The following is a 17,254-nucleotide window of genomic DNA, read 5'->3' on the forward strand; positions in this document are numbered from 1 at the left end:
CATATCAGGAGAGGAAGTTGCTTCCGGGCCGGATAGCCAGGGGAATGCCCAGGGCTCTGGCCGATACCGGGTTCAGGGCAGCCAGGTCGGTCTTGTTGACCTGGCGGACGGATTTCTTGCCCAGGGCCCGCACTCCTTCCATGATCTCGGCGTTGCACGCCCGTAAAAAATTGGCCAGATTATGGGCCGCCTTGTCTACATCCAGCCGGTCCTGATAGCGCCCCCGGGCAAAAACCACCTCGACCGGAGGTTCCCAGGGCATGGCTTTCAAGACCTGGGTGTGGGTGAGGGCGAAGAGGGCGATGGTACCGATATATACGGCGTCAGCCCCCAGGGCCAGGATTTTTAAAAAGTCGCCCGGGGTAACCAGCCCACCGCCGGCGATGAGGCTTACTTTGTCTTTTACCCCCTGTTTTTTTAGAAAAGTGGCCGCGCGGTTGACGGCGTAAACCGTGGGCACGCCAAAGTCATCCTGGACGATGGGCGGTGAGCCCTTGCTGGCCGCCCCGGCTCCATCGATGGCAATAAAGTCGACGCCTGCTTCCAGGAGGATGGCCAGGTCCTGCTCCAGGTCGTTGCCGGCACCGATTTTAGCGCCGATGGGGACACCGCCGGTCAGGTGGCGTAACCTGGTGACCAGGGGCGGCAGGTCTTTTTGCGGATCTTTAATGCCGGGCATACGGGCATGGGTAACAGCCGCCTGGCCGGGCTTGAGCCCCAGGAGGCGGTGTCCCCGGGGAGGTATCTCTTCATAATTGCTGCTGTGGCCCAGGCCGCCGATGGCTGCCTGGCCGAACTGGACCTCTATCATATCGGCCTGTTTTAGTATGTCCGGGTGATGATTCCAGCCGCCGCGGGTGTACTGGAGGATGAGGTGTCTGGCAGCCTCTCTCTCGGAAGGCAAGAAAGGCCCTTCCCCGGTATTGGTGGCTGTACCGGCCAGGCTGGCCCCCCTGGCCAGGGCTATCTTGGCCTTTTCGCTTAAGGCCAGCCCGTAGGCCATGCCGGAAACGATGATGGGCATGCTTATTTTCAGGGGCCTGGCCGCCCGGGGCCCCAGGGTTACCTTTGTATCAACGGGAACGTTTTCCTCAACAGGAAGCCTGGCCAGCTGCGCCAGGTTAAAAATGAGGCCGTCCGTACCGGGGGAACGCCAGGGGCTGCCGAAAGGACGGTGGATGAGCTTCCCCTGCTGGGCGCGCAAATTGGTCTCCACAATTTTCTGGAGACCGGTACGGGCGGCGGCCGAGACAAACTCCCAGAAATTTTCCTCATACGGATCGGTCATCACGATTTTAAGAAAAGAATCGTGCAGGCGGTTCAGGAGGGGACGGCTGAAAAGCCATAGCCCCAAAAAGGTGAGGCCCGCCGAACCCAGGGCCACTTTCCAGAGATCGGTACTTCCGGCTTTTCTATTACCCATCTGACGCTCCGTTCCCTTGTGGATAATGTATTATCAGTATCTCCTTAAAGGCGAAAAATATATTCTCCGCTCATTACCGCGCCTGGAACTGGACAGACTAGGGCCAGGCAGGTGATAAAAACGAGCGCGGATATCAAACGGGTTGTTTTTGAGCCGGCAGCCCTCAATTATCCCCTGGGTAAAAAACTATATCATGCTTTCCGTCAAAAAGGGCTCGAGATACTCTTTACTCCATCCCACAACCGGGTAACCTGCGTCCCGGGTAGATCAGTGCAAGAAAGTTTCATGGAAGCCAAACGAACCCTGGTGGTGGGGGTAAGACGAAGCAGGCATTTAGAAACCTGCAAACCTTCGGCCCACTACCAGTTGCCCCTGGCTACCAGCTGCCCGGCCATGTGTGAGTACTGTTACCTGTTTACTCATTTTGGACGCAGGCCTTACCAGAGAGTTTATGTAAATCTGAGCGAGATTCTGGAACTGGCCGGGGAATATATTGAGCGCAGAAAACCAGAGGTTACGGTTTTTGAAGCGGCAGCTACTTCAGACCCCCTTCCGGTAGAAAAATATACCGGTAACCTGGCCCGTACCATTGAATTTATGGGTAATCAACCCCTGGGACGCTTGCGCGTTGTCACCAAATTTACCGATGTAGCCAACCTTTTGGGATTAGACCACCGGGGTCATACCCGCTTTCGTTTTAGTATTAACGCCGCAAATATAATTAAGCGTTTTGAGCATGGTACGCCGCCGCTGGCAGAGCGGCTGGCAGCAGCCCTTAAAATTGTAAAGGCCGGTTACCTTCCGGGTTTTATCATAGCCCCCATTTTTTACCTGGACGGCTGGCAAGAGCAATACCGGGCTCTTTTTCAAGAAATTGCCCGGCAACCTTTATTGGCAGAACAAAACGATCTGACCCTGGAATTGATAACCCATCGCTTCACAAAAAAGGCGAAGACCACGATAGAAACTTTATTTCCAAAGACAGAATTACCTCTCGATGAAGAGAACCGTACTTTCAAATACGGCCAGTTCGGTTACGGTAAATATGTTTACCCCGCCAAGGTAAAAACAGAGATTGAGTCGTTTTTTAAAGAGATAGTAGCTGCCTATCTACCCCGGGCGACTATTGAATACTTTATATAGCTATGATTATTAGTTTACAAGGCGCGTATTTTTACTCCCCGGGCGAGGTCTGCGCCGGTTAAATTATAAAGCGTATCCAGGAGGGCTACCTGGAAGCTGGCCGGCCCCTGGCTAACTGCCGCCGCCCTTTCAGCCGCCAGCCCATAATAGGCGAGGGCCGCGGTACTGGCCGTTACACCATCATCTTCCACGGCCCGGAAAGCGGCGATTATCGCGGTGGCAGAACAGCCGGTACCGGTAACAAGAGTCAGCAGCGGGTGCCCGTTGTCCACTGCCAGCAAGCGTTCCCCGTCACTGATGTAATCGGTGGCTCCCGTAACCGCTACCACAGTATTTAAATCCCTGGCTACTTGCTTGACCATGTCTGCCACCTGGGCAGGAGCCCCTGCGGCATCTACTCCTTTTGTATGCCCGCCAAAACCACCTATGCTGGCTATCTCCGAGGCATTGCCGCGCAGGATATCGATATGCAGTTCCTTGATAATTTTTTGCGCCGTCCGGGTGCGGAAAGGCGTTGCCCCGGCTCCTACAGGATCGAAAATTACAGGGATACCGGCCTTATTGGCTGCTTTACCCGCCAGGAGCATGGCTTCTACTACCTCTCCCGTCAAGGTTCCCATATTCAGTACTACCGCCTGGGCCAGGCGGGCCATATCAGCTACTTCTTCCCCGGCATAGGCCATGACCGGCGAGGCGCCAACCGCCAGCGTAACATTAGCCGTAAGATTAGTTACAACTAAATTGGTAATATGATGTACTAACGGCCGTTGTTCATATACCCTTTGCCGTCTCGAAGCCACCTGTTCTCCCCAGTTCATAATACCCTTCCTTTCAAGGAACTTTTTACCTTGTTGAACTTTAGTATACCATAAAGTTCAAGCAATGGAACGATAAATGCCGGCAGGAATTTTAACCTATCCTGGCGAAATTTGCCTTATGATTGATGCACCTTTAGTCCGGGCTACCCTGGCATATATATGCGGGTTGCTCCTGGCCTCACGAATAACAGTGGGGCCAGCCTGGTCCCTTGCCCTGGCTGTAATCCTCCTGGCTCTGGCTTACCTTTTCCGGCAGCCGCCGCGGCGGGCAGAGTGGCAGGTATTTCTCCTGGCCGGTTTTATGGCCCTGGGCCTCTTGAACGGCACCTGGGATAGCAATTTTCACCAGAGCCAGCTTACAGGCGACCGCGAGACCTTCCTCGACCTGACCGGTGTGGTAATAGAGGAACCCCGGGTTTACGCCAACCGGGTCGTCTATACGCTGGCGGCCCGGGAGATAAGGCAGGGAGACTACCATAAAAGGGTAAAAGAAAAGGTACAGGTTGTTCTTTACCGGCCGGTAGAGGGCGGGGAACCTGTACTTTACCGTTACGGTGATGTCCTTCGCGTCCACGGCCAGCTGGCGGCCCCGCCGGCGGCCCGCAATCCCGGTGAATTGGACTACCGCGCCTACCTGGCGCGGCAGTATATCTATAACCGGATGGTAATAAGTGACCCGCGGGCCATAATCAAGCTGGGAACTGAGCCGGGCCATCCCCTGGTGCGCCTGGCCCTGGCAGCTAAAGCCAGGGTAAAAACGGCCATCACCGCCGCCCTGCCGCCGCGCCAGGCAGGGATCCTGGCGGCCCTCCTTTTTGGGGATGTTAACGAGTTAACAGATACTGACAGCGATACCTTCAAAAACCTGGGAGTCTTTCATTTCTTTGCCGTCAGCGGGTCCAACACGGCCATTGTTTTACTTATACTGATGGCCATCGCCGGCTTCCTGGGACTTGAACGCAGCTGGGCAGTATTCCTGGGGCTTGCCGGGCTTATCTTTTATGCCGCCGTCACCGGCTTTACCCCATCTGTCAGCCGGGCCGGCATCATGGCCGGCCTGGGGTTGATAGCCTATCTTCGCCGGGAGCGGCGTGACTTTTACACCGCCCTGGCCCTGGCGGCCCTGGTAATCTTGCTCTTCCGCCCCCGTTCCCTGTATGACAGCGGCTTCCAGCTGTCCTTTGCCGCCGCCTGGGGCATTGTTTATTTTTATCCTTTGCTGGATGACCTCCTGGCCTGGCTCCCGGCCTGGCGGTCTTACCTGGTGGTCCCCCTGGCAGCGCAAGCATCCACCCTGCCCCTGGTGGCCTATTATTTTAACTTTGTTTCCCTTTTGAGCCTTCCGGCCAACCTTGTTACTGCCGGCCTGGTAGGGGTAATTGTCACCCTGGGGCTGGCTGCCTCCACCCTGGCCCTCATCACCCCGGCCCCGGCAGTTATGATATTTGCCGCTCTGGGACCCCTGGTAAACCTGCTTCTGGCCTTCCTGGAACGCCTGGCCGGCCTCCCGGGCATCACTATACCTCTAGCCACACCTTCGCCCCTGGCCGTGGCCGGTTATTACCTGGCCCTAATCCTTTGGCGGGAATTCTGGCTGCGCCGCCATGAACCCCGCTGGCAGGCTCTGTGGCGGTGGCACCGCCGCGAGCTGGGCCTGCTGGCCATCCTTACCCTGGCCACCCTCCTGATTTTTCTTTATCCTCCGGGTCGGCAGGAGGAACTCAAGGTAACCTTTATTGACGTCGGCCAGGGGGACGCTATTTACCTGGCCACCCCTGCCGGCCGGCACCTCCTGGTTGACGGCGGCGGCCGGCCCTACGGCCAGGGCGATTTTGACGTCGGGGAAAGGGTGGTGGTACCTTTTCTCCACCGTCAGGGGGTACGGCGCCTGGACGTGGTGATCAGCACCCACCCTGATGCCGATCATATCGGCGGCCTTATGGCCGTGATCCGGGAAATGCCGGTGTCCCTGGTGGTGGTCCCGCCCCTCCGCGGGGCCATGCTGGACGCCTACCGTCCCTTCCTGGCCGAACTCCAGGCCAGGGGGGTCCCCTGGCAGGAAGCCGGCCGCGGCGATACTCTGGCCCTGGACCCGGCTCTCAATATCCAGGTCCTGCACCCCGGCCGGGAAATCATCGGCAGCAACTCCGACAGCAATAACAACTCCCTGGTGCTGAAGGTAATTTACCGGCAGTTCAGCTTGCTCCTGAGTGCCGATATCGAGGCCGAAGCCATGGTCGATCTTAAGGCCAGCGGGGCAGACGTCCGCAGCACCGTTTTCAAAGTGCCTCACCACGGCAGCCGCTACGGCCTGGAACGGGAGTTTTTAAAAGAGGTGGCCCCGCAGGTGGTGGTGATTCCCGTCGGCGAGAAGAATAATTTCGGCCACCCGGCGCCGGAAATTTTAAGTTACTGGCAGGAGCAGGGCGTCCCCGTTTACCGCACCGACAGGCAGGGGGCGATTATAATCAAGAGCGACGGGAAACGCTGGCAGGTTGATACCACCATCCCCTGACGGTATTTACCTGGTTGCTAAAAAGAACCATGGAGTGCAGAAGGAAATAGTTAACTAAGGGCGAATATTTTATTGCAGCACCCTATCTTACCTGGTGCACAGGCAATAGCTGGAAAACTGCATACTCACCCCGGGGGTGCCCGTGAGGGCTGAGAGGTGCTAACCGTGCACTAACCCTTGGAACCTGATCTGGGTCATACCAGCGTAGGGAAGTGGGGTCAAAGGTATGTCAAGATCACCTGCTTGCCGCAGGTGTTTTTTATTAAAAAGGGGGTAAACGCAAATGACGCAAATAGAGGCGGCCCGGGTGGGACAGGTAACGCGGGCCATGGAAAAGGTGGCGGCAAAGGAAGGCATCCGGGTAGAAGACCTGATGGCGGCGGTGGCGGCCGGCCGGGTGGTGATCCCGGCCAATAAAAATCACCGCAACCTGGAACCCTGCGGCATTGGCAAAGGTTTAAGGACCAAGGTCAATGCCAACCTGGGGACTTCCACGGCCTACCCGGATATTGAGCCGGAACTGGAAAAGCTTAGAGAAGCCCTGGACGCCGGGGCCGATGCCGTCATGGACTTAAGCACCGGCGGCGATATCGATGCGTGCCGGCGCCAGATTATTGCCCATTCCCCGGTTGCCGTCGGCACGGTGCCCATCTACCAGGCCACGGTGGAGGCCCAGGAAAAATACGGTGCCCTGGTGGAGATGACCGCCGAGGACTTATTTAGAGTAATCGAAAAGCAGGCTGAAGACGGGGTGGACTTCATCACCGTCCACTGCGGCGTTACCCTGGAAGTAGTAGACCGCCTGCGGCGGGAGGGGCGCCTGGCTGACATTGTCAGCCGGGGTGGTTCTTTCCTGACAGGGTGGATGCTGCACCATGGGGAGGAGAATCCCCTCTATGCCCAGTACGACCGCCTGCTGGAGATCGCCCGCCGTTATGATGTCACCTTGAGCCTGGGCGACGGCCTCCGGCCCGGCTGCCTGGCCGATGCTACTGACCGGGCCCAGATCCAGGAATTGATTATTCTGGGTGAACTGGTAGACCGGGCCCGCGAAGCTGGCGTCCAGGCCATGGTCGAGGGGCCGGGACACGTGCCCTTAAACCAGGTGCAGGCCAACATCCTGCTGGAGAAGAGGCTGTGCCATGAGGCGCCCTTTTATGTCCTCGGTCCCCTGGTAACCGATGTCGCCCCGGGCTACGATCATATAACGGCGGCTATTGGCGGTGCCCTGGCAGCAGCGGCGGGAGCGGACTTCATCTGTTATGTTACCCCGGCCGAGCACCTGGGCCTCCCCACCCTGGCTGACGTGCGGGAAGGGGTAATTGCCGCCCGTATTGCCGGTCATGCTGCCGACCTGGTCAAGGGTATTTCCGGGGCCTGGGAATGGGACCGGGAGATGGCCCGCGCCCGAAAAGCCCTGGATTGGGAGCGCCAGCTGGAGCTAGCCATTGACCCCAAAAAGGCGCGGCAGTACCGCCAGAACCGCAACGAAGCTGCCGCCGTTACCTGTTCTATGTGCGGCGATTTTTGTGCCATGCGCCTGGTGGGGGAGTACCTGGGCAAGCCGGTAGAAAAGTGCTAAAATGAAGGGAGAACCTTTTGGGGGCCAGCGCCCCTAGCAAAGGTTCCCCCATAGGGACTCGTGCCAGGGAGGACTTATCATTTGGACTGGCAGGAACTGGACAGGGAACTGGAACAAGGTAAGATAGCCCCGGTATATCTCTTTTATGGTAACGAAAGTTATCTCCTGGAACGGGCTTTAAAAACCCTCCAGGAAAAACTGGTCCCGGGGGAAGTAGCGGCCTTTGATTACCAGGAATTGGACGGCCGGGAGCTGACAGCCGGAACGATAGTCCTCGTGGCCGCTACCCTGCCGGCCCTGGCGCCCAGACGGCTGGTGGTAGTAAAAGATCCAGCCCCGGAAATATTGCAGGCCGGGGCGGGAGAACTCTTGGCCTATCTGGAAAACCCGGCTCCGACAACCTGCCTGATCCTGGCAGTTAATGGTAGTATTGACAAACGCTTAAAGCTTGTCAGGCTAATCCAGCAGACCGGCCGGGTGGTAGAATTTTTACCCCTTAAGGCGGCGGACTTGGAAAAATGGCTGCAGCGTGAGGCCCGCGAGGAGGGTTATATATTACCTCCGGCGGCAGCCCGGGCCCTGGTCCAGGCCAGCGGGGGAGACCTGCGCCTGGCCATGAATGAATTATATAAAGTAATGACCTTTACCGGGCAGCCGGGTACCATTACACCGGCAGATGTTGAGGTCCTGGTGCCGGCCGCGGCTGCGCAAACCACAATTTTCCAGTTAGTAGACGCCCTGGGGAACCGCAATGCCGCCCTGGCCATCAGCTCCCTGCGCCGACTGCTGGAAAAAGGCGAAGCCCCGTTAGGTATCCTGGCTATGCTGGCCCGGCAGCTGCGGCTAATTTACCAGTATCACCTGGCGGCGGATAAACGCGCGCTGGCCGCCAGGCTGGGAGTAAGGCCCTTTGTCGTGCAGAAAGTTGCTGCCCAGGCCCGCAATTTTTCCCTGTCTGCTGCCGCGCGGGCCCTGGAGGAATTATTAAAGGTAGATACCGGAATCAAAACCGGGCAGGGCGGAGCCGGTTCCCTGCTGGAAAAAGCCATCTGGACTATTATTAAAGGGGAGCATTAATGCTCCCCCAGCTTTACTCTTCACCAGCGGGTCGCTTCTGGTCCCTTCCCCGGACTGCTCCGGCAGTACCCCTGGCAGTACCGGGTGTATTAGTACCGGGGGTCGCAATTTCGGTACCAAATTCATAGGCGGTACCGCGGGTACCTTCGGTAGCAAGGCCCTTCCGGGTGGCTTCTTTTTCCGGGCGCTCTTTGGCGGCACCAGGTTTTTCCGGCATAAATTAAAGTCCCTCCCTTCTTAAAGCCTGTTTTTATTATGGCATGTTGAAGGGGGGAAAATACCGGCCTGCAACTGGGACCATTCCCTTATGCTGTCAAATTAAAAACCCCCTGTATAGGCGGGGGTTATGCTGCTCAAATTAAGCCGTAGGATTAAGCAGATGTTTTGTTAAACAGGCGCTGTAGTCTTGATTTTTTCCGGGCGGCAGTGTTAGGGTGGAGAACGCCTTTGGTAACGGCTTTGTCGATGGTGCGAATGGCCTGGCGCAGTTTTTCAGCAGCGGTACTATCTCCCTGTTCCAGGGAGGCCCGGAATTTTTTGATGGCCGTTTTCACGCGGGATTTGACGGCCTTGTTGCGTTCGGTACGAATGCGGGTCAGCTCTACGCGTTTGATGGCCGACTTAATGTTGGGCATCCCAGCTCACCTCCCGCCTTATTTTATCATGGCAACCTGGTAAAAGCAATATTTAACCAGATTGAGCCGGGTTTTCCCGCCGTAGCTCTTCGATAACTGCGGCCAGAACCCTGGCGACCAGGCGGGCGGAACGTTCAGCTTCTTCCAGGGTATTATTATCGCTGCCGATTTCGAAGAGCAGGGCACGGGGCAGGAGGTGCTGGTTGTAGCGTCCTTCCTGGACCCGGACACCCAGGCATAAACCGGGATAAAATTCGTCCATTTTTTTCGCCACCCGCTGGGCAAAGGCTTCATTCTGGCGCCAGTTGGGGTGTTCCAGGCGGGCATTGCTGCCTACGATAATGAGCACCTGGGCGACTTTCTGGTTGTTGATTTCCACTACCGGTGGTGCCGGCAGGCCGGCGTTGCGGTGGATATCCAGGGCTACCAGGACGGAAGGGTTTTCCGCCAGCATTCTTTTCAGGGTTTTTTCGGAATTGGCATAGGACCTGGTGAAGTCGGGATAATCGTGGATGGTAGTTGAACGTACTACCGGGACACCGTAGTCTTTACTTAAAGCTTCGGCCAGGACCGCCGCCACCTGGCTGACGCCGCCGTTTTTCCCGGGAAATTTAGCCTGTCCCTCACTCGGCTGGTAGGATTCCGCATTGTGGGTGTTGTATATAGCTACCAGGGGGTTTCCGGCGCTGGGGAGCTCCATTTCTGATGGCGCTGGCGGTACACTTTCCTCCGGCAGGGGCTGGGGTAATACATACTCTTCTTCGGTGGTTAAGAGGCGTGTTGATTCAGCGCTACCGGGGAAAACTACCAGGGGTGAGGCCAGGACCTGGACGGCAGCCGCCAGGGCTTCACTGGAATTATCCTGCGGGCTGCTGGCCGCGCGTAAAGCAAGGGTCGGCAGGCCCTCGCTTAAAATGCCTTCCAGCAGGGGCAGTGGTAACCAGGCAGAATAACCGGGTACTCCCAGGGATAGCTGGCGGCCGGCTTTAATCAAACGCCAGGTACCGGTAGCCAGGGAAAAAATAACCACCACTGCCACGAGAACTTTTACCAGGCGGGATAGAAAGAGTCTGGCCTGCCAGCGGGTAATAACGTGAATCCGCAACCTTTCCGCCCCCTTGCTGGTAGCCATTTTATTCCTCCGCGGGATAATTTAGACCTGGGGAGGGACCACGAGGGGCAATGTTTAGGAGCCCCTCATGGCGGTACGCTGCCACCAGCGAGGGAATGAAAAATGCCTGGCTGGCATTTGTCGGAAGCGAGCGACTTGGCCCGAGTGGCGAAGCGGCCCAGGCGAAGCTGAGGAGCGAGGGCGGGGCCGAGGACAGGATGTCCGAGGCCGGATTCTAAAGGCAAGGACGCCGAATAGGCCGGGAACCCCGCCCGAGCCCGAGGCTGAGCCGTAGGCCGCTCCACAAGGGCCATGGAGCGAGCGTGACAATGCCAGCCTGCGATAGAGTTATTTCCGGAGGAGGCTGAGCAGTGACTGAGGCCCAACTCAAGGATCTTTTGCAGGCCTATAAAGCCGGACAGGTTGACCTGGACACGGTTATGGGGCATTTAAAAACTTTAAAGGAAGAAGACCTGGGCTTTGCCAAGGTCGATCATCACCGTGCCTTAAGGAACGGCTTTCCGGAGGTTATTTTCGGCCAGGGAAAAACAAAGGAACATGTGGCGGCCATTGCCTCCCGCCTGGCGGCCGCCGGCTCAACGGTCCTGGTAACCAGGACTACCAGGGAAGCATACCAGGAGGTTGCCGCCCGCCTGCCGGCGGCTGAATTTAACGAACTGGCCCGGACCATCGTGGTTGCTGCCGGGGAGATCAAGCCTACCGGTGGTAGAGTGGCGGTTTTAAGTGCCGGGACGGCCGACCTGCCTGTGGCTGAAGAAGCAGCGGTGACGGCGGCGGTAATGGGTAATGAGGTTGAGAGAATTTACGATGTCGGTGTGGCCGGCATTCACCGCCTGCTGGGGCGGGTGGAGCTGGTACGCCGGGCTGATGTGGTCATTGTCGTGGCAGGCATGGAAGGCGCCCTGGCCAGCGTTGTGGCCGGCCTGGTGGACCGGCCGGTAATTGCCGTGCCGACAAGCATCGGTTACGGTGCGAGTTTCGGCGGGCTGGCCGCCCTGCTGACCATGCTCAACAGCTGTGCTGCCGGCATCGGCGTCGTTAATATTGACAACGGTTTTGGCGCTGCCGCCCTGGCCACGGCCATTACCCGCCTGAAAAAAGTATAATTTACCTCCTTTTTGGGCAATGCTATAGGCGAACCCGAAGGAGGTGATAAATATGACCAATTGGGTGGGTACTGTTGTCCGCTTTGTTGTCTCGGCCCTGGTACTGATGCTGGTAGGTTTTATCCTTCCCGGCATTAGAGTAGCAGGTTTCACCGGTGCCCTGATTGCAGCTGTGGTTATAGCCATCCTGGGCTGGCTGGCAGAAGCCGTCCTTGGCAAACGGATTTCCCCCCATGGTCGCGGCATTGTCGGCTTTATCGTCGCGGCAATTGTAATCTATCTTGCTCAATTTATTGTCCCCGCCTACTTAAGCGTGAACATCTTGGGTGCTTTACTGGCGGCTCTAGTTATCGGTGTAATTGATGCCTTTGTTCCTACCGAGCTGCGCTAGGAAATAGACTGCCGGGGCGGGCCGGGCTTTTAGCCCGGCCCGCTTTCTGCTATAATAGAGCCGGTTCTAGTGGAGTTACTCATGTTCCCGTATAGATGACAGGATGGCACTTCCTGCTTCTGACTTCCATTTTGTGGGGGAGGAAGTTGTTTAGTGACGGAGCTGAAAAATATCCGTAATTTCTGCATCATTGCCCATATTGACCACGGCAAGTCTACCCTGGCCGACCGCCTCCTGGAGTATACCGGCGCTTTGAGCAAGCGGGAGATGGTGGATCAGGTCCTGGATACTCTGGAATTGGAACGGGAGCGAGGCATCACCATCAAGCTCCAGGCGGTCCGCCTGAATTATCGCGCCCGGGACGGCCAGGAATATGTGCTAAACTTGATTGACACTCCGGGGCACGTGGACTTTACCTATGAAGTATCCCGGAGCCTGGCTGCCTGTGAAGGAGCGCTGCTCGTAATTGACGCGGCCCAGGGCATTGAGGCCCAGACCCTGGCCAATGTTTACCTCGCCCTGGAACACAACCTGGAAATTATCCCGGTCATCAATAAAATCGACCTGCCTAATGCCGAGCCGGAACGGGTACGCCGCGAGATAGAGGACGTCATCGGCCTGGACGCCGGTGAAGCCATCCTGGCCTCGGCCAAGACCGGGGTGGGGACGGAAGAGATCCTGGAGGCCATTGTCCGGCGCATTCCCCCGCCCCGGGGCGACAGAGAAGCGCCGCTGAAGGCGCTGATTTTTGATTCCATCTTTGACAGCTACCGGGGGGCTATCCCCTATATCAGGGTTGTCGAGGGCCGGGTGCAGAAAGGCGACCGCATCCGTTTCATGGCCACGGGGGCCGAATTTGAAGTCAATGAGGTGGGCATTTTCACCCCGGCGCCGCGGCAGGTTACAGCACTAGCCGCCGGGGAGGTAGGCTTTCTTTCCGCCAGTATAAAAAATGTCAAGGATACCCGCGTCGGCGACACCATTACCAGCGCTACCCGGCCGGCCGGGGAGCCCCTGCCGGGCTACCGCAGGGTAATGCCCATGGTTTACTGCGGCCTGTTCCCGGTGGACTCGGAACAATTTGACAGCCTGCGGGACGCCCTGGAAAAGCTGCAGTTAAATGACGCCTCACTAAGTTTTGAGCCGGAAACATCGGTGGCCTTAGGATTCGGCTTTCGCTGCGGTTTCCTGGGACTCCTGCACATGGAGATTATTCAGGAGCGGTTGGAAAGGGAGTACGGCCTGGAACTCATAACTACCGCGCCCAGCGTAGTCTACCGGGTGGTGCGCACTGACGGGCGGGTGGAGATGGTTGACAATCCCACCGCCCTGCCGGCACCTAACCTGATAGACCATATTGAAGAACCCTACGTCGAGGCCACCATTATGACACCCAAAGAATATGTAGGTCCGGTAATGGAACTCTGCCAGGAGAAACGCGGCACTTTCCTTAATATGGATTACCTTTCGGAGAAAAGGGTGGCTTTAAAGTACGACCTGCCCCTGGCGGAAATAATCTATGACTTCTTTGACCAGCTTAAAAGCCGGACGCGGGGTTACGCTTCCCTGGATTATGAAGTCAAGGGCTACCGGCCGGCGGAACTGGTAAAGATGGATATCCTTATTAATAATGAAGTGGTGGATGCCCTGTCGGTGATCACCCACCGGGACCAGGCCTACCACCGCGGCCGCGCCCTGGTGGAACGCCTGCGCCAGCTGATACCCCGCCAGCTCTTTGACGTGCCCATCCAGGCCGCCATCGGCAGCCGGGTCATCGCCCGGGAAACCATCCCGGCGCTGCGCAAAAACGTCCTGGCCAAGTGTTATGGCGGTGATGTGACGCGGAAGCGCAAGCTCCTGGAGAAACAAAAGGAAGGTAAAAAGCGCATGAAACAGGTGGGCACGGTGGACATCCCCCAGGAGGCCTTTATGGCCGTGCTGAAGGTAGGGAAGTCGTAGGCTTTGATGATAGTATCTGAGACTGGCTTTAGTTTGGAGCGAGCGAGCTTCTCCGAGCGGCGAATTGGCCTTGGTGAAGCCGAAGAGCGAAGGCGGGGCCGAGGACAGGAGGTCCGAGGCCGGCCTTTGAGGCAAGGACGCCGAATAGGCCGCCCAGCACTCACAGTAACCAAGTTACAGTAACCAGTTCTTCGGTTTATGCAGTCGCACTACCTTTGGAGGCACCTGAGTTTAGTGAGTGCTGGGCGCCTTAAGCCTTACGGCTGGAACCGTAGGCCAATCCGCAAGGGCCAGGGAGCGAGCGAAAACAAAGCCAGCTCCATTTACATCCATATCCCCTTCTGTGTCCGCAAGTGCCATTACTGCGATTTCGTCTCCTATCCCGGCCGGCCGCCGGAGGAAATGGCCGCCTACTGCCGCGCCCTGGAGCGGGAAATGGACCTGGTTGCCGGGAAATGGCAGCCGGGACCGGCGGCCACCGTTTATATCGGCGGCGGTACCCCGACCCTGCTCCCGGCCCGTAATTTGGAGCAGGTCCTGGACGCCGTGGACCGCTTCTTCGGCCGGCAGCCGGGGGCGGAGGTCACCGTAGAAGCCAACCCCGGCACAGTGGACGGGAGGAAGCTTAAGATTCTTAAGGCCGCCGGGGTTAACCGCCTTTCCCTGGGGGTCCAATCCCTCGACGACGACCTACTGGCGGCCATGGGCCGCATCCACCGGCGCCGGGACATCTACGAGGCCTTTGATCAGGCGCGCCGGGCTGGCTTTAGCAACATCAACCTGGACCTCATCTTCGGCCTGCCGGGCCAGACCCTGGACGGCTGGCGGGCTACCTTAAAGGAAGCCATTGCCCTGCAGCCCGAGCATATTGCCGCTTACAGCCTCCAGGTGGAGGAAGGTACGCCCTGGGGAAAACTGGCGGCTGCCGGCGAGTTACCCCTGCCCGGGGAAGAACTGGAACTGGCCATGTACCAGGAAGCCCGGCAAATGCTCGCCGCCGTCGGTTATCAGCAATATGAAATATCCAACTTCGCTCGGCCGGGGTACCAGTGCCGCCACAACCTCACTTACTGGTTAAACCAGCCCTATCTGGGCCTTGGGGCGGCGGCGGCCTCTTACTGGCGGGGCCGGCGCTGGCAAAATTATAGCGAGCTGCACCGGTACCGGCACGTCTTATCCCGCGGCCGGCTGCCCCGGGCGGAAATAGAAACCTTAACGCCCCACCAGCAGATGGCCGAAACCATGTTCATGGGCCTGCGCCTGATGGCCGGTGTAGACTTGGAGGACTTCCGGCGGCGTTTCGGCGTTGACGCCCGGGAAGTTTATGCCCGGGAACTGGCTGGTCTTTACCGGGCGGGACTGGTGGAGGAAAAGGACGGCCATTTAAGGCTCACCGAAAAGGGTTTACCCCTGGCCAATGAAGTTTTTATGCAGTTTGTCTAGCCTTTACTTTCCCTTGACAAAACGAAAGGCCGGTGGTATGTTTTAAGTAAGCTCTTAGCACTCTTACCTTAAGAGTGCTAATAAGAGGGTGAGATCATGCGGATGGATGAGCGGAAAAAAAAGGTCCTGGCCGCCGTTGTTCAGGATTATATCCTTACTGGCGAACCGGTAGGCTCACGCACCATTGCCCGGCGGTACAACCTGGGAGTAAGTCCAGCCACCATCCGGAATGAGATGGCCGACCTGGAAGAAATGGGCTTGCTGGAGCAACCCCATACCTCGGCCGGCCGTATACCTTCGGATTACGGTTACCGTTACTACGTTGACTGCCTCATGGCGCCGGAAAAATTAACCCCGGCAGAAGAGGAATACGTGCGCCGGCGTTACAACCAAAAAATGCTGGAAATTGAGCAGGTCCTGGAGGAAACGGCCCGTTTACTGTCCGAGATGACCGCCTATACGGCAGTAGCCCTGGGTCCCTATCAAAATAATGCCATTCTGGAACAGGTGCAAATTCTACCTGTCCATTCAGCCAACAAGGCCCTGCTGGTAGCAATCACCAGTACCGGTATGGTCGAACACCGGATTTTTGTCATTCCGGAAGACGTAACGCCGGAGGATCTAACCCGTATCTCCAGGGTTCTCAATGCCAGTCTGCAGGGTATAGCTCTGGAAGAGCTGCGTCAGGCGGTATTGAGGGATATTTACCGGGAAGTAGCCGAGCACCGGGGTTTAATCAAACAGGTGATTGACCTTTTACAGCAAATTCTGGCCCTGGAAGGCGGGGAGAAAGTTTACCTGGAAGGCATCCTCAATATTCTAAGCCAGCCAGAGTTTAAAAATTTAGAGAAGGTCAAGGATATCTTGGCTTTTCTTGAGCGGGAAGAGGCGTTGAGGCGTATTTTTAATGCTGCTCCTGGAAGCGGCCTTACTATAAGGATCGGGCAGGAGAATAAAGAAGAAGGTATTGATAAATGCAGCGTAGTAACCATTAGCTATGCCGTTGAAGGGAAAATAATGGGGAAAGTGGGCTTACTCGGACCAACGCGGATGCACTATTCCCGGGTTATATCGGTTCTCCAGTGTGTAGCTGATAGTTTGTCCCGCGCTTTGGAGCAATTTTACCGCTAAAGTTAGAGGGCCACCTGGACAAGGCCGGTGCCTTTAGGTGCTGGCCTTTTTTACGAAAGGGAGTGACCATAAGAAGTTATGGATGCCAGTCAGGACAATAAAATGAATAATGGAACGGCAAGTGGGGAAATGGAAGAAAGGCTGACCAGCCCGGGAGAAGCGCCTGCCGGAGAGGCAGGGGAAGGAACAGGGCAGGAAACTAGCAGCCCGGCCGGGGCTGGAGCAGAGCCGGTCGAGGAAAGTAACGAAACGGTCGGAGAAGCCAGCCAGGAAGTATTAAACCGCCTTCAGGGGGAGCTGGCCGCTAAAACGGAGGCTTTAGCGGAGCTGCAGCAACGCTATTTGCGCCTGCAGGCCGATTTTGACAACTACCGCAAGCGTACCCGCCGCGAGTACGAGGAACTGACCAGGCTGGCCAATGCCCGGCTCATTGAGAGCCTCTTGCCCATCCTGGATAACCTGGAACTGGCCCTGGCAGCAGCTGCGGGGGCAGAAAAGCAGGCCCTGGAGACGGGGGTAGAAATGACTCTGCGGCAATTACAGGAAATCTTGGCCCGGGAAGGGTTAATGCCCGTAGCTGCTTTGGGTCAGCCCTTTAACCCTGAGCTCCATGAAGCAGTGGCGCGGGAAGAAACACCGGAGCCGGATAAAATAAACCTGGTGGTGGAAGAATTGCGCCGGGGTTATACTTTACATGGCAAGCTCCTGCGGCCGGCCATGGTCAAAGTGGCGGTAGCGGCCGGTGCCACCGAACAGGAAAACAAACAAGACCCTCATGCCGCTAACTCGGCACCAGCAGAAGAATGAAAATAAGTGGCTGGCATTTGTTTGGAGCGAGCAAAAACAATGCCAGCCTTGAGCGAAGTTATTTTCAGGGTAGAAGCTGGAGAACAGGAGGT

At 57.2% G+C, this 17,254-nt stretch carries 15 protein-coding genes and 1 riboswitch; of the genes, 10 read left to right on the forward strand and 5 right to left on the reverse strand.

Annotation, left to right across the window (positions count from 1 at the left end):
- Positions 1-4: 4 nt before the first annotated feature.
- Positions 5-1,423 (reverse strand): FMN-binding glutamate synthase family protein, encoded by a 1,419-nt coding sequence (locus tag E308F_RS13625; protein ID WP_141265468.1) that lies wholly within the window; start codon positions 1,421-1,423, stop codon positions 5-7.
- A gap of 114 nt (positions 1,424-1,537) precedes the next feature.
- Here E308F_RS13625 and splB point away from each other — a divergent pair, with 114 nt between their 5' ends.
- Positions 1,538-2,566: a spore photoproduct lyase gene (splB, locus tag E308F_RS13630; RefSeq protein ID WP_141265695.1), complete on the forward strand. Its 1,029-nt coding sequence runs from the start codon at positions 1,538-1,540 to the stop codon at positions 2,564-2,566.
- A 14-nt stretch (positions 2,567-2,580) separates the two neighbouring features.
- Here splB and thiM read toward each other — a convergent pair whose 3' ends face one another.
- Positions 2,581-3,384, reverse strand: coding sequence for a hydroxyethylthiazole kinase (gene thiM, locus E308F_RS13635; protein ID WP_141265469.1), 804 nt, complete (start codon positions 3,382-3,384; stop codon positions 2,581-2,583).
- A 118-nt stretch (positions 3,385-3,502) separates the two neighbouring features.
- Between thiM and E308F_RS13640 the strand changes: the two genes are divergently transcribed.
- From E308F_RS13640 to holA, 3 genes are all read left to right on the forward strand, one after another.
- Complete coding sequence (locus tag E308F_RS13640) at positions 3,503-5,899, forward strand: DNA internalization-related competence protein ComEC/Rec2 (RefSeq protein ID WP_141265470.1); 2,397 nt, start codon at positions 3,503-3,505, stop codon at positions 5,897-5,899.
- A 122-nt stretch (positions 5,900-6,021) separates the two neighbouring features.
- Positions 6,022-6,127, forward strand: a riboswitch (TPP riboswitch).
- Positions 6,128-6,182: 55 nt separating this feature from the next.
- Positions 6,183-7,481, forward strand: a complete 1,299-nt coding sequence (thiC, locus tag E308F_RS13645; RefSeq protein WP_141265471.1) for a phosphomethylpyrimidine synthase ThiC — start codon at positions 6,183-6,185, stop codon at positions 7,479-7,481.
- 81 nt (positions 7,482-7,562) lie between these two features.
- On the forward strand, positions 7,563-8,558 hold the full coding sequence (gene holA, locus E308F_RS13650) for a DNA polymerase III subunit delta (RefSeq protein ID WP_141265472.1): 996 nt from the start codon (positions 7,563-7,565) through the stop codon (positions 8,556-8,558).
- A 13-nt stretch (positions 8,559-8,571) separates the two neighbouring features.
- On the opposite strand, the gene E308F_RS13655 is transcribed toward holA, so the two are convergent.
- The 3 genes from E308F_RS13655 to spoIIP form a co-directional block, all read right to left on the reverse strand.
- Positions 8,572-8,775 carry a hypothetical protein gene (locus tag E308F_RS13655; protein WP_141265473.1) on the reverse strand — a complete coding sequence of 68 codons (204 nt, stop codon included), beginning with the start codon at positions 8,773-8,775 and terminating at the stop codon, positions 8,572-8,574.
- A 154-nt stretch (positions 8,776-8,929) separates the two neighbouring features.
- Positions 8,930-9,193, reverse strand: coding sequence for a 30S ribosomal protein S20 (gene rpsT, locus E308F_RS13660; RefSeq protein ID WP_141265474.1), 264 nt, complete (start codon positions 9,191-9,193; stop codon positions 8,930-8,932).
- A 52-nt stretch (positions 9,194-9,245) separates the two neighbouring features.
- Complete coding sequence (spoIIP, locus tag E308F_RS13665) at positions 9,246-10,325, reverse strand: stage II sporulation protein P (RefSeq protein ID WP_172613409.1); 1,080 nt, start codon at positions 10,323-10,325, stop codon at positions 9,246-9,248.
- 350 nt (positions 10,326-10,675) lie between these two features.
- Between spoIIP and larB the strand changes: the two genes are divergently transcribed.
- The 6 genes from larB to grpE all read left to right on the forward strand — a co-directional run bounded on the left by larB (position 10,676) and on the right by grpE (position 17,162).
- Positions 10,676-11,431: a nickel pincer cofactor biosynthesis protein LarB gene (gene larB, locus E308F_RS13670; protein WP_141265475.1), complete on the forward strand. Its 756-nt coding sequence runs from the start codon at positions 10,676-10,678 to the stop codon at positions 11,429-11,431.
- A gap of 52 nt (positions 11,432-11,483) precedes the next feature.
- On the forward strand, positions 11,484-11,822 hold the full coding sequence (locus E308F_RS13675; RefSeq protein ID WP_141265476.1) for a phage holin family protein: 339 nt from the start codon (positions 11,484-11,486) through the stop codon (positions 11,820-11,822).
- 153 nt (positions 11,823-11,975) lie between these two features.
- Positions 11,976-13,781, forward strand: coding sequence for a translation elongation factor 4 (lepA, locus tag E308F_RS13680; protein WP_141265477.1), 1,806 nt, complete (start codon positions 11,976-11,978; stop codon positions 13,779-13,781).
- A gap of 279 nt (positions 13,782-14,060) precedes the next feature.
- Positions 14,061-15,224: a radical SAM family heme chaperone HemW gene (hemW, locus tag E308F_RS13685; protein ID WP_428846036.1), complete on the forward strand. Its 1,164-nt coding sequence runs from the start codon at positions 14,061-14,063 to the stop codon at positions 15,222-15,224.
- Between the two features lie 96 nt (positions 15,225-15,320).
- Positions 15,321-16,355: a heat-inducible transcriptional repressor HrcA gene (hrcA, locus tag E308F_RS13690; RefSeq protein WP_141265479.1), complete on the forward strand. Its 1,035-nt coding sequence runs from the start codon at positions 15,321-15,323 to the stop codon at positions 16,353-16,355.
- A gap of 78 nt (positions 16,356-16,433) precedes the next feature.
- Positions 16,434-17,162: a nucleotide exchange factor GrpE gene (gene grpE / locus E308F_RS13695; protein ID WP_172613957.1), complete on the forward strand. Its 729-nt coding sequence runs from the start codon at positions 16,434-16,436 to the stop codon at positions 17,160-17,162.
- Positions 17,163-17,254 lie beyond the last annotated feature (92 nt).

Source organism: Moorella sp. E308F (assembly GCF_006538365.1).
Taxonomy (GTDB): Bacteria; Bacillota; DSM-521; order Neomoorellales; family Neomoorellaceae; genus Neomoorella.